At 38.4% G+C, this 22,903-nt stretch carries 17 protein-coding genes; 11 read left to right on the top strand and 6 right to left on the bottom strand.

The window, feature by feature from the left end; genetic code table 11:
- Nucleotides 1-2 precede the first annotated feature (2 nt).
- The 6 genes from ilvA to LUD75_RS08710 all read left to right on the top strand — a co-directional run bounded on the left by ilvA (nucleotide 3) and on the right by LUD75_RS08710 (nucleotide 7,159).
- On the top strand, nucleotides 3-1,265 hold the full coding sequence (gene ilvA / locus LUD75_RS08735) for a threonine ammonia-lyase IlvA (protein ID WP_232705290.1): 1,263 nt from the start codon (nucleotides 3-5) through the stop codon (nucleotides 1,263-1,265).
- A gap of 128 nt (nucleotides 1,266-1,393) precedes the next feature.
- Nucleotides 1,394-2,110, top strand: a complete 717-nt coding sequence (locus LUD75_RS08730) for a pirin family protein (protein WP_232705289.1) — start codon at nucleotides 1,394-1,396, stop codon at nucleotides 2,108-2,110.
- Between the two features lie 185 nt (nucleotides 2,111-2,295).
- Entirely contained in the window at nucleotides 2,296-3,534 is a 1,239-nt protein-coding gene (gene purD / locus LUD75_RS08725) for a phosphoribosylamine--glycine ligase (RefSeq protein ID WP_232705288.1), read from the top strand.
- Nucleotides 3,535-3,932: 398 nt separating this feature from the next.
- Nucleotides 3,933-4,697, top strand: coding sequence for a methyltransferase domain-containing protein (locus tag LUD75_RS08720; protein WP_232705287.1), 765 nt, complete (start codon nucleotides 3,933-3,935; stop codon nucleotides 4,695-4,697).
- 18 nt (nucleotides 4,698-4,715) lie between these two features.
- On the top strand, nucleotides 4,716-6,245 hold the full coding sequence (guaA, locus tag LUD75_RS08715) for a glutamine-hydrolyzing GMP synthase (protein WP_034975181.1): 1,530 nt from the start codon (nucleotides 4,716-4,718) through the stop codon (nucleotides 6,243-6,245).
- A gap of 98 nt (nucleotides 6,246-6,343) precedes the next feature.
- Complete coding sequence (locus LUD75_RS08710) at nucleotides 6,344-7,159, top strand: DUF2059 domain-containing protein (RefSeq protein ID WP_232705286.1); 816 nt, start codon at nucleotides 6,344-6,346, stop codon at nucleotides 7,157-7,159.
- 50 nt (nucleotides 7,160-7,209) lie between these two features.
- Here LUD75_RS08710 and LUD75_RS08705 read toward each other — a convergent pair whose 3' ends face one another.
- The 4 genes from LUD75_RS08705 to dusB form a co-directional block, all read right to left on the bottom strand.
- Nucleotides 7,210-8,718 carry an FMN-binding glutamate synthase family protein gene (locus tag LUD75_RS08705; protein WP_232705285.1) on the bottom strand — a complete coding sequence of 503 codons (1,509 nt, stop codon included), beginning with the start codon at nucleotides 8,716-8,718 and terminating at the stop codon, nucleotides 7,210-7,212.
- 88 nt (nucleotides 8,719-8,806) lie between these two features.
- Nucleotides 8,807-10,438: a M1 family metallopeptidase gene (locus LUD75_RS08700; protein ID WP_232705284.1), complete on the bottom strand. Its 1,632-nt coding sequence runs from the start codon at nucleotides 10,436-10,438 to the stop codon at nucleotides 8,807-8,809.
- A 76-nt stretch (nucleotides 10,439-10,514) separates the two neighbouring features.
- Complete coding sequence (locus LUD75_RS08695) at nucleotides 10,515-11,009, bottom strand: hypothetical protein (RefSeq protein ID WP_232705283.1); 495 nt, start codon at nucleotides 11,007-11,009, stop codon at nucleotides 10,515-10,517.
- A 257-nt stretch (nucleotides 11,010-11,266) separates the two neighbouring features.
- Nucleotides 11,267-12,256: a tRNA dihydrouridine synthase DusB gene (gene dusB, locus LUD75_RS08690; protein ID WP_232705637.1), complete on the bottom strand. Its 990-nt coding sequence runs from the start codon at nucleotides 12,254-12,256 to the stop codon at nucleotides 11,267-11,269.
- A gap of 87 nt (nucleotides 12,257-12,343) precedes the next feature.
- On the opposite strand from dusB, the gene LUD75_RS08685 reads away from it, so the two are divergent.
- The 5 genes from LUD75_RS08685 to LUD75_RS08665 all read left to right on the top strand — a co-directional run bounded on the left by LUD75_RS08685 (nucleotide 12,344) and on the right by LUD75_RS08665 (nucleotide 22,196).
- The gene (locus tag LUD75_RS08685) at nucleotides 12,344-12,721 is read left to right on the top strand and encodes a c-type cytochrome (protein WP_232705282.1); all 378 of its coding nucleotides are present in this window, start codon (nucleotides 12,344-12,346) and stop codon (nucleotides 12,719-12,721) included.
- Complete coding sequence (gene rlmF, locus LUD75_RS08680) at nucleotides 12,721-13,644, top strand: 23S rRNA (adenine(1618)-N(6))-methyltransferase RlmF (protein ID WP_232705281.1); 924 nt, start codon at nucleotides 12,721-12,723, stop codon at nucleotides 13,642-13,644. Before LUD75_RS08685 ends, rlmF begins: the two co-directional genes overlap by 1 nt.
- Before the next feature lie 362 nt (nucleotides 13,645-14,006).
- Nucleotides 14,007-15,707 carry a lysine--tRNA ligase gene (gene lysS, locus LUD75_RS08675; protein ID WP_232705280.1) on the top strand — a complete coding sequence of 567 codons (1,701 nt, stop codon included), beginning with the start codon at nucleotides 14,007-14,009 and terminating at the stop codon, nucleotides 15,705-15,707.
- A gap of 529 nt (nucleotides 15,708-16,236) precedes the next feature.
- On the top strand, nucleotides 16,237-20,769 hold the full coding sequence (gene gltB / locus LUD75_RS08670; RefSeq protein ID WP_232705279.1) for a glutamate synthase large subunit: 4,533 nt from the start codon (nucleotides 16,237-16,239) through the stop codon (nucleotides 20,767-20,769).
- Nucleotides 20,769-22,196 carry a glutamate synthase subunit beta gene (locus LUD75_RS08665; protein ID WP_232705278.1) on the top strand — a complete coding sequence of 476 codons (1,428 nt, stop codon included), beginning with the start codon at nucleotides 20,769-20,771 and terminating at the stop codon, nucleotides 22,194-22,196. The genes gltB and LUD75_RS08665 overlap by 1 nt, the downstream gene beginning before the upstream one ends.
- Nucleotides 22,197-22,232: 36 nt before the next feature.
- Here the strand turns inward: LUD75_RS08665 and LUD75_RS08660 are convergent, their stop codons facing one another.
- Both LUD75_RS08660 and LUD75_RS08655 read right to left on the bottom strand, forming a co-directional pair.
- Nucleotides 22,233-22,514: a Txe/YoeB family addiction module toxin gene (locus tag LUD75_RS08660; protein ID WP_232705277.1), complete on the bottom strand. Its 282-nt coding sequence runs from the start codon at nucleotides 22,512-22,514 to the stop codon at nucleotides 22,233-22,235.
- Complete coding sequence (locus tag LUD75_RS08655) at nucleotides 22,490-22,711, bottom strand: DUF2683 family protein (protein ID WP_232705276.1); 222 nt, start codon at nucleotides 22,709-22,711, stop codon at nucleotides 22,490-22,492. Before LUD75_RS08655 ends, LUD75_RS08660 begins: the two co-directional genes overlap by 25 nt.
- Between the last annotated feature and the right edge of the window lie 192 nt (nucleotides 22,712-22,903).

The following is a 22,903-nucleotide window of genomic DNA, read 5'->3' as shown; positions in this document are numbered from 1 at the left end:
AGATGAACGAAACGCTCATATTTCCAACTCTGGAAGCGGTAAAAGAAGCCCGGAAAAGTATTGAAAATGTCGTGAACTACACGCCTTTGCAATACAATGCACGATTGTCAGAAAAATTTGGAGCCAATATTTTCCTTAAGAGAGAGGATTTGCAACCTGTGAGGTCGTACAAATTGCGAGGTGCTTACAACAAAATCAAAACGCTTTTCAATGAAGGCAAAGTCTCTCAAGGCATAGTCTGCGCCAGTGCGGGAAATCACGCGCAAGGTGTGGCTTTTTCCTGCAAGCAACTTCAAATCAAAGGAACGATTTTTATGCCGGTGACAACACCAAAACAAAAGTTGGAACAAGTTGAAATGTTTGGCGGCAATTACGCCGAAATCAGATTGGTCGGCGATACTTTTGATGCTTCAAAAACGGCTGCTTTTCAATTTGCAGAAACCTCAGGAGCCGCTTTCATTCATCCTTTTGATGATGTTCAGATTATCGAAGGTCAGGCGACTTTGGCCTTGGAAATTTTGGAACAACAGAAAGACAACATCGATTTCATCTTCATTCCAATTGGTGGTGGCGGTTTGGCTTCAGGAATATCAACGGTCTTCAAGGAACTTTCAAAAGAAACAAAATTGATTGGCGTAGAACCAAAAGGTGCACCTTCGATGAGATTGTCCATTGAAAATAACATTAATACAGAATTGTCAGAAGTTGATAGTTTTGTCGATGGTGCAGCTGTGAAAAGAGTAGGCGATTTGACTTTTGAGATTTGTAAAACTGCACTGGAAGATTGTATTTCTGTGGATGAAGGAAAGATTTGTGAAACGATTTTGCAATTGTATAATAAAGATGCCATTGTTTTGGAACCAGCCGGAGCACTTTCTATTTCTGCATTAGAACAATATAGAAATCAAATCAAAGGGAAAAATGTGGTTTGCATCGTCAGCGGAAGCAACAACGATATTACGAGAATGGAGGAAATCAAAGAGCGCGCTTTGCTTTACAATGGTCTGAAACATTATTTTATGGTCAAATTTCCGCAACGGCCTGGTTCTCTTAAAGATTTCGTTCTGAATGTCCTCGGCTCAAACGACGACATCACGCATTTCGAGTATACCAAGAAAAACTCGCGAGAAACTGCATTGGCAATCGTCGGAATCGAACTTTCAAATCCTCTGGACTTTGACGGCTTGAAGCAAAGGATGCAAGAACTCGGTTATTTTGAATCTTACCTCAATGATAATCCAGATGTCCTTAATATGTTGATTTAAATTAAATAAATTGAAAACTCCGGCAATGATCGGAGTTTTCCGTTCTTATCGTACATCAATGCTTAGGGATTTTGAAAACTGGAAATTTGTGTCATTAAAAAAGTCTAACAAATTAAATCATTAAAAAAATGAAAACAGTTTATCATAAATCAGACAGCAGAGGACACGCAGACCACGGGTGGTTGAAAAGCAAACACACCTTCAGCTTTGCAAGTTATCACAATCCGGAAAGAACTCATTTTGGCGTCCTTCGTGTTTTGAACGACGATTTTGTTCAGGGCGGAATGGGATTCGGAAGACATCCGCACCGCGATATGGAGATCATCTCCATTCCTTTGGAAGGCGAGTTGCGTCACGGCGACAATATGGGCAATTCCGGGATCATCAAAAATGGCGATATTCAGGTAATGTCTGCCGGAACGGGAATTATGCACAGCGAGGAAAATGCTACCGAACAACCTGTGAAGTTTCTTCAGATCTGGATTATTCCAAACAAAACCGACGTCACACCAAGATATAACCAAGTGAGCATCGAAGAAAATTCTATTAAGAATGACTTTCAGCAAATATTGTCACCCAATGCAGATGACGCTGGCGTCTGGATTCATCAGGATGCTTGGTTCAATCTGGCGAAGTTTGACAAAGGTTTTTCTAAAGAATATAAAATTAACAAACCTGGAAACGGCGTTTACGCTTTTGTCATTAAAGGTTCAGCAAAAATTGGAGATCAGATTCTTGATGAAAGAGATGGTTTCGGAATCTGGGATACAGAAAGTTTTGTCTTGGAAGCTACAAAAGATTCAGAAATATTATTAATGGAAGTTCCGATGGAATTGCCGAAATAATTTCAAACTTTATATTTTTTTTAAGAAATTAGCGCAAAAAGGGTACAGCATTTGTCCTCAAAAAATCTTAAATTTGGCACTTTAAAAAGTGAAACTGAAAACTGAATAAAATGTAAAATTTCAGGATTTCTTTATCCAAGATTCTGAACATTACATTTAATAAAAAAAGATTTAAATATTAACAAATGAGATTACTTATTGTAGGAAACGGTGGCCGTGCTTCAGCCTTAGCCTTGAAACTGAGCGAAGACAGCAGAATTACAAAGATGTATTTTGCGCCAGGAAACGCCACTACCGAAAAATTAGGAGAAAATATCAACGAAACCGATATTTTGGCACTTAGAGATTTTGCAATTCAACACAAAGTGGACCTTACAATCGTAGGTCCGGAAGCACCGCTTGTAGAAGGCATCGTGGACGAATTCAAAAAAGTAGATCTCAAAGTTTTCGGTCCTTCAAAAAAGGCAGCTTCTTTGGAAGGAAGCAAATCTTTTTCTAAGAAGTTTATGCAGAACTACGGAATCAAAACAGCCAAAGCGGTAATTTTCGATTCTTATGTAGAAGCTAAAGAATATTTGCAGACTCAGGAATTTCCTTTGGTGATCAAGGCTAGCGGACTTGCTGGCGGAAAAGGTGTTGTGATTGCAGACGATCTGGAAGAGGCAGAAGGAACAATTCACGATTTTATGATCAAAAGAATCTTCGGAGATGCCGGAATCCAGGTGGTGATAGAGGAGTTTCTTCAAGGTTTTGAAGCTTCAATTATCGGGGTTTCAAACGGCGAAAAATTATTCCCTTTCGTTGCTGCAAAAGATTACAAGAAAGCTGGAAACGGCGACAAAGGTCCGAACACCGGCGGAATGGGTTCTGTGGCACCAAGTCCGGAATTTACAGAAGCACACAATCAGGATTTCATCCAGAATATTATGAATCCAACTGTGGAAGGTCTTAAAAAAGAAGGTCTTAACTTCAAAGGATTTATCTTCTTCGGATTGATGATTACCAAAAACGGAACTTACCTTTTGGAATATAATATGAGATTGGGAGATCCGGAAACGCAGGTACTTTTACCGCTTTTGGAAAACAATTTGGTAGATGTGATCGAGGATTGTCTTCACGGCAGAGAATTGAATCTTAAATTCAAAAATCAAAAAGCAGTTTGCCTGGTAGTTTGCTCCGGCGGTTATCCAAAAAACCACGAGACAGGTTACGAGATTATTGGAGTAGAAAAAGTGAAAAACAGTAAGGTTCTTTACGCAGGTGCAGATTTCCGAGGCAGCAGAGTGGTTTCCACAGGCGGGCGAGTGTTGAACATCGTGGCTTTGGGAGACACGTACGACGAGGCGCGCAAAAAAGTTTACGAGGACGCCATCCCGGTACACTTCGACTACGCCTTTTACCGAGACGATATTGCGAAATTTTAAAATATAAAGAGATGTTGGGCAACTAGCGTCTCTTTTTTTTAGGAGCTTGATCCCGCTTTCCACTATATCTTTTTTTGTTACGGCGTTTGGTCATCAAAAAGAAATTGATCAAAAAACAAAAAAAGGATGCCGTTGCAATCGGGGCTATGGGTTTCGACATAAATTAAAGATTTGTCAATCAAAGAAATTTAAAAAAAATAAAGTTAAAAGAGAAGATAGATATTCTTATTAAAAAACGAAGTTGTAATAAATCTTTGATGAGTTTTACGTCTTTGCGAACCTTATAAAATATATTCAGTAAATCCAAGAAAATCTTTGCGGACTTTGCGTTAAAAAAATAAGAATTAAATTCACTATCAACTATCAACTATCAACTATCAACCATCAACTATAAAAAGATGCCTTGGAATCCGGAAACATACGATCAATTCAAAACAGAACGCTCAGTGCCCTTTTTTGACCTCTTGAATCTCGTAGATTCAAAACCGAATTTGTCTGTCATCGATCTAGGTTGCGGAACAGGCGAACTGACTTCGGGGATTTTTGGTTATCTGGAAAATTCCAACATTATTGGAATCGATTCTTCAGCCGAGATGTTGGAGAAGGCAGAAAAACATTCCACAGAAAATCTGCATTTCTTCCAAAGAAGCGTCGAAGAACAATTGGAGTTGGACGAGAAATTTGATCTCATCATCGCCAATGCCAGTTTGCAGTGGTGCACAGAGCATCAGGAACTTTTCCCAGACCTCATTTCAAAACTTAATGAAGATGGACAATTGGCAGTTCAGGTGCCTTCCAATCATAATTTTATCGTTCATCAATTGCTGTCGAAAGTAGCAGAGATGGAACCTTACAAAAAAGAATTCAAATCTTGGGTCAGAGAATATCCAGTTTTGAAAATCGATGAGTACGCAAAGATCTTATATTACAACAACGGAAAAGACATCAATGTGTTTGAGAAAGTCTATCCACACGTGATGGAAAACTCAGATGCCGTTTTCGAATGGGCTTCCGGAACAGCCATCATTCCTTTTTTAGAAAAATTACCGGGAGAATTGAGAGAGAACTACAAAGCGGATTACAAGGCAGAACTTAAAAAAGTGTTTCCAGGTTCGCCGGTTTTCTATCCATTCAAAAGAACATTTATTTACGCAAAATTTTAAAAATATTACAACAACTATATGCACAACGGAATTATCATTTTAGACTTCGGTTCCCAATACAATCAATTGATCGGAAGAAGGATCCGTGAGATGGAAGTCTATTCAGAAATATTACCTTTCAACACACCATTGTCAGAGATTTTGGAGAAGAAACCTAGAGGGATCATCCTTTCTGGCGGACCAAGCTCTGTGAATGCAGAGAACGCCCATTTGGTAGAAAAAGAAATCTACGAACAAGGAATTCCAGTTCTTGGAATCTGCTACGGAATGCAATTGACCGCACATCTTTTGGGTGGAAAAGTAGCGAAAGGCGAAAAAGGCGAGTATGGAAAAGCACATTTGGAAATCGTAAAAGAAAATGATCTACTGAAAGGTGTTTACCAAAATTCCATCGTTTGGATGAGCCACTTCGATGAGGTTTCCCAATTGCCAGCAGGTTTCGAACTGAATGCAAAATCTGGCGTCATCGCTTCCATTTCAAATCCAGAAAAGAAAATCTACGGTGTTCAATTCCACCCGGAAGTTTCTCATTCTGAAGAAGGTGGCAAGATGATCGAGAATTTTGTTTTCGAGATCTGTAAAGCGGACAAAAACTGGAAATTGACCAATTATATCGAAAAGACAGTTGCCGAGATCAAAGAAAAAGTGGGCGACAACAAAGTAATTCTAGGCCTTTCCGGAGGCGTTGATTCTTCCGTTGCCGCGGTTTTGATTCACAAAGCCATCGGTGACCAACTGAATTGCATCTTCGTGGACACTGGACTTTTGAGAAAAGACGAAGACAAAAAAGTAATGGAAAATTATGGAAAGCATTTTCATATGAACATCAAGTTGGTCGAAGCTTCCGAAAGATTCTTATCCAAATTGGCTGGCGTTGGCGATCCAGAACAAAAACGTAAAATCATCGGTAACGAGTTCGTTCACGTTTTCGACGAAGAATCCAAAAAAATTGAAGGTGCCAAATTCCTAGCACAAGGAACAATCTATCCCGATGTTATCGAATCTCAGTCTGTAAAAGGACCTTCAGCAGTCATCAAATCGCATCACAATGTTGGCGGATTGCCAGAAGAAATGGAATTCGAATTGTTGGAACCTTTGAGAGAATTGTTCAAAGATGAAGTGCGAAAAGTAGGAGAGGAATTAGGAATTCCACACGAGTTGGTTTACAGACATCCGTTCCCAGGACCAGGTTTGGGAATCCGAGTTTTGGGTGAAGTGGATGCAGAGAAGGTAAGAATTCTACAAGAAGCAGATGATATTTTCATCGAGGAATTATACAAAAATGACCTTTACGAAAAAGTGTCTCAAGCATTCGTGGTTTTGCTACCAGTAAAATCTGTCGGCGTAATGGGCGACGAGAGGACTTACGAATATACAGCGGTTGTTCGTTCGGCAAACACAATCGACTTTATGACTGCAACGTGGAGCAGATTGCCTTACGAGTTTTTGGATACGGTTTCCAGCAGAATCATCAACGAAGTTCGTGGAATCAATAGAGTAGCTTACGACATCAGTTCAAAACCGCCTGCGACTATTGAGTGGGAATAGAATATTAATAAAATTATAAAGATAGATCCAGCATTTAAAATTTGCTGGATTTTTTTTTAAAGCAATTAATAATTTATATTTGGTTCAAATTCTTAGTTATGAAAAATAAAATATTCCCGATTTTATTGGTTTTAATTTATGCTTTTTGTTTCAGTCAGAATACTGAGCAGAAAACAGAATATATTTTAAAATCGAATGGTACGATAGAAGCCTATAAGTTGTTATTAACTGAAATGGGAACTAACCCTTTGAAGTATCATCAAGATAAAATGGACAGTTTGAAATTGGTAAAAATCGAGAATCAACTGACTGATAGTGAAATTACAAAAAGACTTTCAAAAGCATTTTCTGAGGTCTTTACGAATGGTGAAATAAGTGAAATTTATCAATTTTATAAATCTTCGGCAGGGCAAAAGTTTTTTAATTCTTATGGTGTGTTAGAGCAAAAATTTAACGAAAGTTTTCAGGATGTCTTTAATGAGTTCAAACCAATAACTGAAGAGATGAATATGAAAAGTACCTTGGAACCTGAAAAAGTAAAAGAAGATCCAGTCCCGACGGACAGAGTCGATGGATTCTACAGTGTTGTTAATTATGAAGGTCCTAGTCAAAAGCTGAAAGATTTCCGGCTTTCCTCAAATCCGTCAATAACAACGAACGAAATTCTGGAAGTTAAAAAGCTGAAGGATGAATATGGCAGACCTGTCATTGATATTATTTTGAACAAAGAAGGCGCAAAGAAATTCAGAGTTTTGACAGAGAATAATATTGGAAAACCAATTGCTATTGTATTTAGTAAAAAGATTTTATCTGCACCGTTTATAAATGATGTCATTAATGATGGAAGAGTTCAGATAGCAGGTATTTTTACAGAGGCAGAAACGGATAAGCTAATCCAAGATATGAAAAAGTAGATGTTTTAAAAAAAATAAAGACCTATTCTTGTTTGAATAGGTCTTTTACTTTATCTCTTCCTCACATTCTCCAAAATATCCGGAAAATAAGTGTCAGAAAGATGCTCAAATTCATCACCACGCATAAACATCGAGGCATCGACTTGGTCATAAGTTTCCCGTCCTGCCGCAGCAATTAGTTCGTTGCAAGTGTGCAAAGTATTTTTATGGAATTGGTACACACGTTCTGTTTTGTCATTGGTATCAAGACCTTTGATCAGCATTTTGTCCTGTGTGGCAACGCCTGTCGGACAAGTATTGGTATTACATCTCAAAGCCTGGATGCAACCAAGTGAGAACATAAAACCTCTCGCATTATTGCAAAGATCAGCGCCCATTGCAACTGCTCTCAGAATATCAAGCGAAGTCAAAACTTTTCCACTCGCGATTATCCTTAATTTATCTCTAACTTCATAATTAATCAAAGTTCTGTTGACGAAAATCAGTGCAGGTTCCAATGGCATTCCAACGCCGTCAGAGAATTCCGGTGGAGCAGCTCCGGTTCCGCCTTCTGCGCCATCCACTGTGATGAAATCAGGATAGATGTTCAGGATGTTCATCTGTTCACAAATATCTTCGAATTCCTTGGTGTCTCCGATGCAAAGTTTGAAACCAGTTGGTTTTCCAACAGACAAATCACGCAGTTGCTGTACGAATCTCAGCAAACCTTCGGCATTCGAAAATGCGCTGTGCGATGGCGGCGAAAGAATCGTGACTCCAGGTTTTACGTGTCGGATTTTCGCAATCTCCGGAGTATTTTTCACGCCTGGCAAAACACCGCCGTGACCAGGTTTTGCTCCTTGAGATAGTTTGATTTCGATCATCTTGACGTTCTCAAGATTCGCATACTTTTGAAACAATTCCGGATCGAAATTTCCATTTTCATCTCGGCAGCCAAAATAGCCTGTTCCAATCTGCCAGCAAAGATCGCCGCCTTCCAAATGATGTGGTGAGATCCCGCCTTCGCCTGTGTTGTGATAGAAATTTCCCTTCTTCGCACCTCGGTTCAAAGCCATTTGAGCACGGTCACTCAAAGCTCCGAAACTCATTGCGGAAATATTGAACAGGGAAGCATTGTAAGGTTGTTTGCAATCTTGCCCGCCAACAGTTACTCTTGGCAATTCTTCTTTCGGATGTTTAGCGTAGATGGAATGCTTAATTCCCTCATATTTTCTATGATTAATTCCCAGCTGAGTTCCGAAAGGTACAGTATCGCCTATGTTTTTTGAACGGCGGTAAGCTGCAGATCTCTGATGTCTTGGAAAAGGTTTTCCGTCCGTTTCCCTTTCGATAAAATACTGCTGAATCTCTGGCGAAATCTCCTCAAAAATATAACGGAAATATCCTAAAACAGGAAAGTTTCTGAGGATGGCGTGTTTGGTCTGATATGTATTATAAATTCCCAAAAAGTATAAGAAAGTCAACAGAATTGGGATCCAGTAATGTGCTTTTATAAGCAAGGCGGTTGTCCACGTGACGATCAAAACGACGATTCCCCATAAGATGAATTTATTTCTCATAATATTTTTTCAATATTTTATTCGTTTTAAATACAAAACCATTCCAAAGCTTTGAAATGGTTTTAATTGACATAAATGTAGTCAAATCTTAGTAAAGTTGTTTGACTTCGATGTAATAATTTTTGTTGAATTCCACTGGTTTGTCAGATTTCAAATTGATGGTCTGCATTTCTTCCGTTGGTTTCAATTCCTGTCCGTCTGCAAGCCTGATTGGGAATTTCAGATTCGGAATCACGTTGGTCCATTTGTAAGTCAGCTGGTTTCCGGTTTGTTTGTATTGCAAAGTCGGAATTTTGATTGTTCTGAGATATTGATCAAATATTGAGGACAGATCGATTCCGGATTTATCAGAAAAATATTTTTCGATTTGCTGAGTGGTCACCGTTTGATGGTAGAAATCTTTATTCAAACCTCTCAAAATTTGTCTGAATTTCTCGTCATTATTAATAACGGTTCGGATCGTGTGAAGCATATTGGCACCTTTGAAATACATATCGCCGCTGCCTTCATTTCTCACACCATATTGCCCAATGATTGGTTTGTCGTTGGCAATTTTATCTCTTAATCCCTGCAGATACTTGTCAGCATCAGCTTTTCCCCAAAGACTTTCCACGTAAAGCGTTTCGGAATAATCTGTAAAAGCCTCGTGAACCCACATATCAGCTTGGTCTTTTGCCGTGATATTATTGGCAAACCATTCGTGGCCGGACTCGTGGATGATGATGTAGTCGAATCTCAAACCAATTCCCGTTCCCGAAATATCATTTCCAAGATAGCCATTTCCGTAATGATTTCCGTAAGCCACATTGCTCTGATGCTCCATTCCAAGATGCGGCGACTCTACCAATTTGTAAGAATCTTCATAAAATGGATATGGTCCAAACCAATGTTCAAAGGATTTCAACATCGGTTTCACTTGCTCGAATTGTTTTTTCGCTTTGTCAAGATTGTAATCCAAAACCCAATAATCGAGGTCTAATTTTCCTTTTTCACCGTCGAAAGTATCTTTGAAATTCACATATTTTCCGATGGAAGGGATGATAGAATAATCGTTGATCGGGTTTTTTACTTCCCAATTCCACGCTTTTTTGTCGCCGATATTTTCCTGTTTGATTAATCTTCCGCCAGCAACGCCTACAAGATCTTTTGGCGTAATGATTTTAAACGTGATGCCATTATCAGGCTCATCGCTCCAGATATCTTTTGTCGGAAGCCAGATGCTCGCACCGATTCCTTCGTCTGCAACCGTCATCCACGGATTTCCATTTTTGTCTTTGTTAAAAAGCCAGCCGCCGTCCCAAGGAGCGTGCTTAGCAATTACAGGATTTCCGGAAAAGTCAATATCAATCGTGAATTTTTCGCCTTTTTTGAAATTCTTTTTGGTGGCTAAGAAAATAAAATCGCCGTCCACTTTTTGATTGGTTATCGGAAAACTTGCTTTGATTTTATCAGCTTTCATCGGACTTTGAAGATCGATCTGGAAAGTCGGATTTTTCACGTCTTTTTCGATTTGCAAAGTAATCCTATTGCTTCCCTTGATGCTTTTTGCTTCGAAATTGGGTTCTAAAACAATGTCATATTTTTTAACATCCCAAAAGTTCCTGAAATTGGTATTAGAGCCTTTAAGAGAATCAGTTTTGGTAAATTTTTCAGGCGATTCGAAAAACTGAGCATTGGAAAATCCCATTGCCAATATGGAAAGAAGAAGTAGTTTTTTCATTTTTATTTTTTTTGAGATTTAATAAGTTGATGGCGAACTGTTAAAAGTTACAAACACGTAAGTAATAATTTTGCAACTATTCTAGATACTTATTAATTTCTTGTATTGTTTCTTTAGCTAATTTCAAATCTTCATCGTAACCATCTACTAAACTTTTTGTTAAACCCAAATAGATGTCCAATTTTGTCCTTAAATAAGGATCAGTAAGAGTAGTCGCTTTAAAGGAATTTCTGCCAAGTATCTCAATAACTTCTTTCTTTGCGATATTCAGATCTTTTTCTATTTCCGCAGTGGTTGACATATATTCTTGGTAATATGAGAGGATATTTGTTTTTAGTTTCCGCGATTCAATATTTCCAATTTTTCCACTTGATTTGAAACCTTCGTAATTAGCTTCAATATTTTTTCTGGTTGTGAATCTCACTTTCATTTGAATTTGATCCAAGGTTTTTTGTTGCTCTGGTGTAAGAGCCAATAAAGTAGTAATGCCTTGTTGGGACTCTATAAGCTTTGATTTTTCTTCATTGATGTTTTTGATATCAGTTTTCAAATCAATTTGTAAATCTTGCAAAAACTCTTTGGTCTCCTTTTGCTGTTTTTTATAATCATTCAGATTAGAAAGCCAAATAGAGACATAAACAGAGAATACAATAACGATGATTTCAATTAATATTTTTTTTTGACTTTAAAAGAAAATTAGATTTTTCATTTGGAGATTCAGTGTCTTTTTGCATTCTATTATCTGAATTTGTTTATGATCTTAATACTGCGGATATTTTTTTTCAATCACCATTAAGGGATGTATGTTTATTTAATAACAGAATAAAACTAAATTACATTTTCTTGATAAAAATGTTTCGTCTCTTCAATAATTTCATCAATTTGTTCAAGCGTTAATGCCTGAAGAAATTTAGTTTTGAATTCTTTGAAATGTGGAATGCCACGGAAGTAATTGCTGTAATGCTGTCTCATTTCCACAATTCCGGGACGTTCACCTTTCCATTCCACAGACCAAAGCGCGTGGTTTTTCACGGCTTCCAATCTTTCAGAAATCGTAGGTTCCGGTAAGATCTCGCCTGTCTCGAAGAAATGTTTCACCTCGTTGAAAATCCAAGGATAACCAATCGCACCACGACCGATCATAATGCCGTCGCAATTGTATTTGTTTTTATATTCCAAAGCTTTTTCCGGAGAATCGATGTCACCGTTTCCAAAGATTGGAATTTCGATATTTGGATTGTTTTTGATTCTGGAGATATGTTCCCAATCTGCTTCACCTTTGTACATCTGAGAGCGTGTTCTGGCGTGGATGGTCAATGCTTTGATGCCAACATCCTGTAATCTTTCTGCAACTTCATCAATGTTGATAGAATCTGTATCCCAACCCAATCTGGTTTTCACGGTCACAGGCAAATGGGTGGAATTCACGACGGCTTTTGTCAATCGAACCATCAGATCAATGTCTTTCAAAACGCCTGCGCCAGCACCTTTGCAGACTACTTTTTTTACAGGACAGCCATAATTGATATCAACAATATCCGGTTCCACAGTCTCCACAATTCTTGCCGACATCGCCATTGCTTCCTCATCACCACCAAAGATCTGAATCCCGACAGGTCTTTCGTAATCGAAAATATCAAGTTTCTTACGGCTTTTGATTGCGTCACGAATCAGACCTTCAGAAGAAATAAATTCTGAATACATCAAATCTGCGCCGTGCATTTTGCACAGTTTTCTGAAAGGTGGATCACTTACATCTTCCATCGGCGCCAGTAAAAGCGGAAAATCAGGAAGTTCTATGTTGCCAATTTTTACCATTCTGCAAAGATAATGATTCATTTTGGGACTAATTTAAAATCAATCTTAATTCCTTAATTAATAACTTTGTCATTATAATAGAAAACTATGAGAAAGGTAATGTTAATGATGATTTTTGCAATCTCATTGTCTTGTTCCAAAAACGAAAACTCAGGCAACAAAGACGTTCTTGTTGAGGAAGAAGTGCCAGCGCCAAAAATGGTTGCAGACCCGATCGCAGAAGGGAAATCTTTGATAGAAGGTTCAGACTGTCTTGGTTGTCACAAACTGGACGAAAAAATGATCGGTCCGTCTTACAAAGAAGTCGCCGAAAAATATGAGAACACGCCCGAAAATGTAGAGATGCTGTCGGAGAAAATCATAAAAGGAAGTTCAGGAGTTTGGGGCGACGTACCAATGCCGGCGCACGGATTTAGTAAGGAAAATGCGAAGTTTATGGCGCAATATATTTTATCCTGGAAATAATGACCGAAAAATCCAGCCTCCATCCAAGAAATATCCACCGCAATTCCTACGATTTCGAAGAATTGATTGTCTCAGTTCCAGAACTCAAGCATTACGTTTTCAAAAATGATTATGATACTTTGACGATTAATTTCAGTCTTCCACAAGCCGTGAAATTACTCAACAAAGCTTTGCTTTTGAAATATTACAATGTTAAAGATTGGGATATTCCGGAAGGCAATCTTTGTCCGCCGATTCCTGGCCGTGCGGATTACGTTCATTATTTGGCAGATTTATTAGCAGAAGAAACTGGCGAAATTCCAACTGGAAATTCAGTGAAAGGTTTGGATATTGGAACTGGCGCAAATTTAGTTTATCCGCTAATTGCCAATAGTTCCTATGGCTGGAATATTTTGGGAACCGATATTAATAATGATTCTCTCAAAAACGCTCAGAAGATTTTAGACAGCAATCCGGATTTGTCAGAAAATGTCAATTTAAAATTCCAGCAAGATTCTGATTTTATCTTCAAAAATATAATATTGCCAGAAGACAGATTTACATTCTCGATGTGTAATCCGCCTTTCCACGAATCCGCAGAAGATGCAATGCAAGGCAATCGCAGAAAAACCAAAAATCTACGAAACAACAAAGTTCAAAAACCGATTCTCAATTTCGGCGGAAATCAATCCGAACTTTGGTGCGAAGGTGGCGAGGAAGCTTTCATCAAGAAAATGATAAACGAAAGTGTTCAGTTCAAGTCTCAGGTCTTGTGGTTCACGACTTTGGTTTCCAAAAAAGACAATCTCCACCAACTCACAACTTTGCTGAAAAACCTGAATGTCCCAGAATTCAAAACCATCGATATGGCGCAAGGTCAGAAGATCAGCCGGATTTTGGCTTGGACATTTGTTCCGAAAGAAAATCGGAAAGATTGGTTTTAGAATTATTTGGGCAGCTTTTCCGCCTTCCGTTCCCGCTTTTTTTGTCATCGCGAACGGCGTTTAGTGATTTGTAGAACTATTCTATAATCGCAATGACAAAAAAGAGCTCCACTCAAGTCGGGCTGCGGTTTTCTGTACAAATCACCAGTTTGCAAAAAAAATCATTATTAAAATCTTTGCTGAGTTTTACGCCTTTGTGAACCTTAAAAATATTTTCAATAATTTCAAAAAAAACTTAGCGGACTTTGCGTTCAAAAAAATCCCAAAAGTTTTCTTTTATGCCTTTTGTGGTTCATCCAAAATTTAACTTCCATAAACATTTTAAAATCACTATTTTTGCAATTCCAAAAAATTGAATTAAAATGTCATTATCAGAACAGGAAATTATCCGTCGCGAAAAATTGCAAAAACTGACCGACCTGGGAATCGATGCATTCCCGGCCGCTGAATACAAAATCACCGATTCCACGAAGTCTATAAAACAAGATTTCCAAGAAGGGAAAAAGGTGGTGATTGCTGGAAGATTGATGTCCAGAAGAATTCAGGGAAAGGCAAGTTTTGCAGAATTGCAGGATTCCGAAGGCAAGATCCAGGTTTATTTTAACCGAGATGAGATCTGCACTGGTGAAGACAAAACTTTATACAACGAGGTTTACAAGCATCTTCTAGACATCGGCGATATTATCGGCGTGGAAGGTGAATTGTTCAACACGCAAGTTGGCGAGATGACCGTGAAGGTGACCAATTTTCAAATCTTGACCAAAACACTTCGCCCACTTCCTCAGCCAAGAACTGACGAAAATGGAGTAGTGCACGATGCGTTCAACGATGCAGAATTGCGTTACAGACAGCGTTATGTAGATCTAATCGTAAATCCTCAAGTGAAAGAGATCTTCGTAAAAAGAACAAAATTGTTCAATGCGATGAGAACTTTCTTTAACGATGCAGGCTACTTCGAGGTTGAAACGCCAATTCTTCAATCGATTCCGGGTGGTGCTGCGGCAAGACCTTTTATCACGCATCACAACGCTTTGGATATTCCATTATATCTTAGAATTGCAAACGAATTATATTTGAAAAGATTGATCGTTGGTGGATTTGACGGTGTTTATGAGTTCTCAAAAAACTTCAGAAATGAAGGAATGGACAGAACCCACAATCCTGAATTTACCGCAATGGAAATCTATGTGGCGTACAAAGATTACAACTGGATGATGGATTTCACCGAGAAATTGTTGGAATTCTGTGCAACTTCTGTGAATGGTGCTTCGGAATCCACTTTCGGAGAGCATACCATCAGCTGGAAAGCCCCTTATCCAAGGGTTTCTATGACTGAGGCTATCTTGAAATACACAGGTTTTGACATCACTGGAAAATCGGAACAGGAATTATTTGATTTCGCCAGATCTATCGGAATCGATGTGAATGAAACAATGGGTAAAGGAAAATTGATCGACGAGATCTTCGGAGAGAAATGCGAAGGCAACTTCATCCAACCGACTTTCATCACAGATTATCCTGTGGAAATGTCGCCTTTGACCAAAAAACACAGAACACAAGAAGGCTTGACCGAGCGTTTCGAATTGATGGTTTGCGGTAAAGAGATTGCGAATGCTTATTCTGAGCTTAATGACCCAATCGATCAGAGAGAACGTTTCGAAGAACAATTGAAATTAGCCGAAAAAGGTGATGACGAAGCAACAGGTTTCATCGACGAAGATTTCCTAAGAGCTTTGGAGTACGGAATGCCACCAACGTCTGGATTAGGAATCGGAATGGACAGATTGATCATGTTCCTGACCAATAATCCATCCATCCAGGAAGTTTTGTTCTTCCCCCAAATGAGACCAGAGAAAGTGGTTCCAAAAGTGGAGTTGGGAGAGGATGAAAAAGTGATCCTCGAGGTTCTTGGTTCTCAAGAAGTTCCATTTGAGCTTAACGAAGTGAAAACCCGTTCTCAATTGTCCGGAAAGAAATGGGATAAGGCTTCAAAAACTTTAACTAAAAATAATTTGGTAAAAGTTGATAAAATTGATGATGTTTTGTGGATGAAATTAGTTTAATGATTTCTTGAAAATATTAGTGACCCTGCTTTTAAAAGTGGGGTTTTTTATTGATTTAATATAAATTTTTCAATATGTGTATTGAATTATTAATTTGTGTATTTTCACGACATATTTGTATTTTATATTAATTTTTAGTTTTTTAAATTTCTACCACTTTAAAATTATAGTAATTTTATAAATAAATTAAATTTTAAAATTTATACTTCATATTTTAATAGGGTATGTTTGAATAAGAATCATTTTCAAAAATTATGGCCATTCTAAAGCGTTTCTTTCTAAAATATTCAAATTAAAATGAATGCAGTCTATTTAATATGTTAATTGTCAATTATTTAAGTATTTTCAATATTAATTTAATTTTAACAAATAATCGCCTAATGTTAATTTAATGTAAATTATTGATAAAAATTATATTATTTTATTGATTTTAATTCTGATTATGTTTTATATAATTGCTGAATTGGTAATTTAAAATCATTTTTCTTTCTTTTTTCATTAAATTTGGTAATATCCAAAAAGAATGAAGATGAAAAGAGCCAAGGAAATTTCTCAAAATTCAAATCCACAAAATCAAGGACTTTATTTAGCAAAAACAGAATTCGATTCCTGTGGCGTCGGTTTTGTCGCTAATATTAAAGGTGTCAAAAGTTTCAAGATCGTCAGCGACGCAATTACAATGCTCGAAAATATGGAGCATCGGGGCGCAACAGGTTATGAAAGCAATACTGGTGACGGCGCTGGAATTCAAATTCAAATTCCGCACGAGTTACTCTACGATGAAGCACTCAATTACGGAATCGACCTTCCAGAGCCGGGTCATTACGGACTAGGAATGCTTTTCTTTCCGCAGAACAATTTCATCAGACAGGAATGCAAAGAGATCATCGAGCAATCTGCTGAGAAATTAGGTCTTAAGATTTTAGGTTATCGTCCGGTTCCTGTAAACAATTTGGATCTAGGTGATTTGGCGAAAAGCGTCGAACCTGTGATGGAAATGCTTTTTGTAGAACGTCCTTATGATACGGAAACGGAAAAAGATTTGGAAAGAAAACTCTTTGTTTTCAAAAATTATATTTCGCATCAGATTATGAGCGTGACCAGCAATGATCCGATTGGTTTCTATGTCGCTTCATTCTCGTGCAAAAAACTAATATACAAAGGACAATTGCGTTCTGTCCAGATCCGAAATTATTTCAAAGATCTCACGGATCCGACACTTCGTTCCGCTTTTGGAATGGTACATTCCCGTTTTGCCACAAACACAAATCCAACTTGGAGTTTGGCGCAACCTTTCCGTTTTTTATCGCATAATGGCGAGATCAATACGATTGGAGGAAACCTCAATTGGCTTAGGTCATCCGAAAAAACATTCGAAAGTCCCAATTTCACGGCGCAGGAAATGGATATGATCTTGCCAATCACAAAACCTGGCCAATCCGATTCTTCTTATCTGGATAATATGGTTGAGTTGCTTTATCATTCAGGGCGATCACTTCCACATACGATGATGATGTTGATTCCGGAAGCTTGGGATGGTCACGACCAAATGGATTCTTACAAAAAAGATTTCTACGAGTTCCACGCTTGTATGATGGAGCCTTGGGATGGTCCGGCTTCCATTTCATTTACCGATGGCGAAATTATCGGTGCGACGCTTGATAGAAATGGACTTCGCCCTTCAAGGTATTGCGTGACTTCGGATGACCGCGTGATTATGGCTTCCGAATCTGGAGCTTTGCCTGTTGATCCTCAGAAGGTTATTAAAAGAGGTCGTCTACAACCTGGAAAAATGTTCTTGGTTGATATGAAAAAAGGCGAAATCATCAGTGATGAAGAACTGAAGAAAGAGATTTGTACTTCACAACCATACCGAGATTGGTTGGATAAAATGAATATCAATATCAACGAATTACCAAGTCCGAAAATCCGTTTCAACAAATTGCAGTCAGAAGATATTTTCAAATATCAAAAAGCGTTCGGATATTCCAGAGAAGATTTGGATGTCATTATCAAAGAAATGGCTGAATACGGAAAAGAACCAATTGGCTCTATGGGCTTCGATGCGCCTTTAGCTGTATTAAGTGATAAACCACAACATCTCAGTTCTTATTTCAAACAATTATTCGCTCAGGTTACAAATCCACCAATCGACCCAATCCGTGAAAAATTGGTAATGTCTCTCACGACGATTATCGGCGGAAGTGGGAATCTTTTGCAAGAGGATAAGAATTTTGCACACTCCATAAAACTCGATAATCCTATTCTTAATAATGAACAGTTAGAAAAGCTTCGAAGTGTCGATACGGGAAAATTCCAGTCGAAAACGATTTATACTTATTTCAAGTCTGACGGAAAAGATGGAAATCTTAGAAAAGCGATTGACAGGATTTGCCGTTACGCGACAGATGCGGTAGACGACGGTTTTGAAGTGATTGTACTTTCCGACCGTTCGATGGATTCTGGTCACGCGACGATTCCTTCACTTTTGGCTTGTTCGGCTGTTCATCACCATTTGATTCGCAAAGGTGTTCGCAGGAAAGTAGGTTTGGTGATGGAAGTTGGCGATGTTTGGGAGGTTCATCATTTTGCGTCTTTGCTGGGATTCGGCGCTACGGCTATCAATCCTTATCTCGCTCTGGCAAGTATCAGAGAGATGTTTCATAAGAATGAATTTGGTGAAGAAGCCGACCTTGACCAACTGAAATACAATTACAAAAAAGCGGTCGGCGATGGTTTGTTGAAGATATTTTCGAAAATGGGGATTTCTACGTTACAATCTTATCACGGCGCACAGATTTTCGAAATCATCGGGATTGATAAAACCGTCGTCAACACTTGCTTTACAGGCGCGATTTCCAGAATCAACGGCGTTGGCTTTGATGAAATAGCCAAAGAAGCTTTAGTCAAACATTTCAATGCGTTCGGAACAAAACTTCCTCAAAAAGTATTGGAACCTGGCGGAATTTACCAATGGAAACCGGAAAATGAATACCATCAATTTAATCCACAATCTGTCCATCTTTTGCAACAGGCAACGTGGAATGACCGTTATGATTTGTTTAAAAAATATTCAAGAACCGTCAATCAATTATCCGAGAAAGCTTCTCTGCTAAGAGGTTTGATGGATTTTAAAAATGACCGAGAAGCGATTTCGATTGATGAAGTTGAGTCTTTGGAAAATATTCTGAAACGTTTTGCAACTGGTGCAATGTCTTTCGGTTCGATTTCGTGGGAGGCGCATACAACACTCGCGATTGCTATGAATAGAATCGGCGCGAAAAGCAATACAGGCGAAGGTGGCGAAGATGAAAATCGTTATACCATTAATGAAAATGGGGATAATATGCGTTCGGCAATCAAGCAGGTTGCGTCTGGAAGATTTGGAGTGACGGCGAGATATTTAGCGGAAGCAGAAGAGATTCAAATCAAAATGGCGCAAGGTGCAAAACCAGGCGAAGGCGGACAATTGCCAGGATTCAAGGTGGATGAATGGATTGGGAAAACCAGACATTCGACTCCGGGAGTTGGATTAATTTCGCCACCACCACATCACGATATTTATTCGATTGAGGATTTGGCGCAATTGATTTTTGATTTGAAAAATGCCAATCGCCACGCAAGGATTTCGGTTAAATTGGTTTCAAAAGCCGGTGTCGGAACGATTGCTTCCGGCGTTGCAAAAGCAAAAGCCGACCATATTTTGATTTCGGGTTATGACGGCGGAACCGGAGCTTCTCCTTTGAGTTCAACAAGACATACAGGATTGCCTTGGGAACTGGGATTGGCGGAAACGCAACAGACTTTAATTAAAAATAAACTTCGTCAGCGCGTGACTGTACAGGTTGATGGTCAAGTGAAGACTGGTCGTGATATCGTTATCGCCACTTTGCTTGGTGCGGAAGAATGGGGAATTTCCACTTCTGCGCTGATTGTAGAAGGCTGTATTCTGATGCGAAAATGCCATCTCAATACTTGTCCGGTCGGCATCGCAACTCAGAATGAAGAACTTCGGAAAAAGTTCAAAGGAAAACCAGAACATTTGGTCAGTTATTTCACTTTTCTGGCGATGGAAGTTAGAGAAATAATGGCAAGTTTAGGATTTAGAACGATTGACGAAATGGTCGGGCAATCACAATGTTTGACCACGAAAAAAGATATTTCATTTTGGAAACATAAAAATATTGATTTGAGTCCAATTCTTTTCAAGCCTGAAACCTATTTGCCTATCATTAAAAATGAAAATCAAGACCACGGCATTGATGATTCGCTTTCGTGGAAGATGTTGGAAGATTCTAAATCGGCAATCGAAGAAAATGGAAATACCGAAGCTTATTTTCAAATTAAAAATACAGACAGAACAGTCGGGACAATTCTTTCTCACGAATTGACCAAAAAATATCATTCAGAAGGAATGTCTGAAGATTCTCTGAAATTCAATTTTAAAGGAACAGCTGGCCAAAGTTTCGGTGCATTTTGTAATAAAGGAATCACGATGATTCTGGAAGGCGATGCGAATGATTATTTTGGGAAAGGACTTTCGGGAGCTAAGCTGGCGGTTTATCATGATAAAGAAACTGTCATCAAAGCGCACGAAAATAGCATCATTGGAAATGTCGCTTTATACGGTGCGACATCAGGGAAAATCTTTGTTTCCGGAATGGCAGGCGAGCGTTTTGCTGTTCGTAATTCCGGCGCAACTGCCGTTGTAGAAGGCGTTGGTGACCATGGGTGCGAATATATGACTGGCGGAACAGTATTGATTCTTGGTGGTGTCGGAAGGAATTTCGGAGCGGGAATGAGTGGTGGAATTGCCTACGTTTGGGATATCGAGAGGTCTTTGGAAGAGAATTTCAATCCCGATATGGCAAACCTGGAAGAGATTACGGAAGATGATAAATCGATTATTAATGATTTGATTAAAGTACATTTCGAGATGACGAATAGCGAACTGGCTTCCTATCTTCTGAGTGACTTCGAAAATAATTTGAAACACATCATCAAAGTCTATCCGCGAGAGTATAAAAAAGCGATTGAAAATAAAATAAATGAATTGAGATAATGGGAAAAGCAGACGGATTTTTATTATACGATAGAGAATTGCCGAAAAAACTTCCTGTGGAAGAAAGGATTCAGCATTATAAAGAATTTTACAGACCGATTTCCGAGGATTATCTTCATAAACAGTCCTCGCGGTGTATGAGTTGTGGCGTTCCGTTTTGCCAAAGTGGTTGTCCGCTTGGAAATATGATTCCGGAATTTAATGAAGCGGTTTACAAGGAGCAATGGGAAAAGGCTTATCAATTATTGATTTCAACCAACAATTTCCCTGAATTTACGGGAAGAATTTGTCCTGCGCCTTGCGAAGGTGCTTGTGTTTTGGGAATCAACAGTTTGCCGGTTGCGATAGAAGAAGTTGAAAAGAATATCATCGAGATTGCTTTCGAAAAAGGATTTGCAAAACCTATTATTCCAAAATTCAGAACAGATAAAAAAGTTGCTATTGTGGGTTCTGGACCAGCTGGTTTGGCTTCGGCACATCAATTAAATCAAATGGGACATCAAGTCACGGTTTTCGAGCGTGACCCGGAAATCGGTGGGTTATTAAGGTTTGGAATTCCGGATTTTAAACTGGATAAAAATATCGTCGAACGTCGTGTTCAATGGATGAAAGAAGAAGGGATTGAGTTTAAAACCAATGTCAATGTCGGTGTCAATTATTCTGTAGAAGAACTTAATCGAAATTTCGATGCCGTTGTTCTCGCTTTGGGAAGTACCGTTCCAAGAGAATTGATGATTCCGAATCGTGATGCAAAAGGTGTTCATTTCGCGATGGATTATCTTTCTCAAAGCAATAAAAAAGTCAGTGGAATTTCATTTAATGAAAACGATATTGATGCAAAAGGGAAGAAAGTCGTTGTAATTGGCGGTGGCGATACAGGTTCGGATTGTATTGGAACTTCAAATCGTCAAGGTGCGGAAGTGGTTTATCAAATCTATTACAAACCGATGCAACCAACCGAGCGCGACGAAACGATGCCTTGGCCGACGATGCCGATGACTTTGCATATCACGTCATCTCACGAAGAAGGTGTTGACAGAAAATGGTCTGTCAATTCCAAAGAATTTGTGAAGGATGAAAATGGAAATCTGACCGGAATCCGATTGGTAGAAGCAGAATGGACAAAAGATGCCGACGGAAAATGGAATCTCTACACAGAAAAACCAAATTCAGAATTTGTTATTGATTGTGACCTGGCTTTCATCGCTTTGGGTTACACGCACGTCGAGCACAAGGGTTTGGTGGAAGATTTGGATATCAGCCTCGACCCGAAAGGAAATCTCATCGGAAATGATAAGGAGTTCAAAACCAATCAGACCAAGTATTTCTCTTGTGGTGATGCGAGAAAAGGGCAGAGTTTGGTGGTTTGGGCAATTGCAGAAGGAAGAAAATGTGCGCAGAAAGTGGATGAATTTTTGGGTAATTAAAAATACAAAAGTCTGACAGTTTTTTCTATCAGACTTTTATTTGTCTTCATAATGTCCAATTGCTGAGATTATAAAAACGATAACTTTATCTTCATCAACACGATAGACTATTCTGTCTTTTTGATTGATTTTTCTCGACCAATAACCTGTAAGCTGATGTTTAAGTTGCTCCGGTTGACCAGTTCCTGAATATGGAGTTTCGGAAAGTTCTAAAAGTATTTTTTCGATTTTCTTTATGTTTCCTTGATTTCCAGATTTGTAAATTTTTTTGATATGGTTTTCAGCCAATTCCTCTATTTTAAGCCTAAACTTCCCCATATATCTTTTGGATTTACTTCAACGAATTTTCCTCTTTTGTCAGCTTCTAATATTTTTGCGACAAATTCTGGGTTGTAAGGACTTTTCTCTTCCACAATTTCAACACCTTTATTCTCTTTTGAAAACAATTCAATCAAATTCTTCAAGGTTTTCCCTGCTTTTGTGCGTTCGTTTATTTTTATGGTAATGGTTGTCATTTCATATTATTATAAAACAAATATACAAAATCTTTAATCTCAAATTATTGGATGATTTTGTAAGTTATTATTTTTATTTTAAGACTTTAAAGTAGAAAATTGTGTCTTGCAATCTTGTCTAGTTTCATTATAGAATTTGTAAAAAATAATCAAGATAATACTATCCCTTATTTTAAAAACCTTATTTAATAC

Origin of the sequence: Epilithonimonas sp. JDS, assembly GCF_021261315.1 — a bacterium.
In the GTDB taxonomy this organism is placed as follows: Bacteria; Bacteroidota; Bacteroidia; order Flavobacteriales; family Weeksellaceae; genus Epilithonimonas.
The sequence above is the reverse complement of the archived record's forward strand: the minus strand, read 5'-3'. Positions and strand labels throughout refer to the sequence as shown.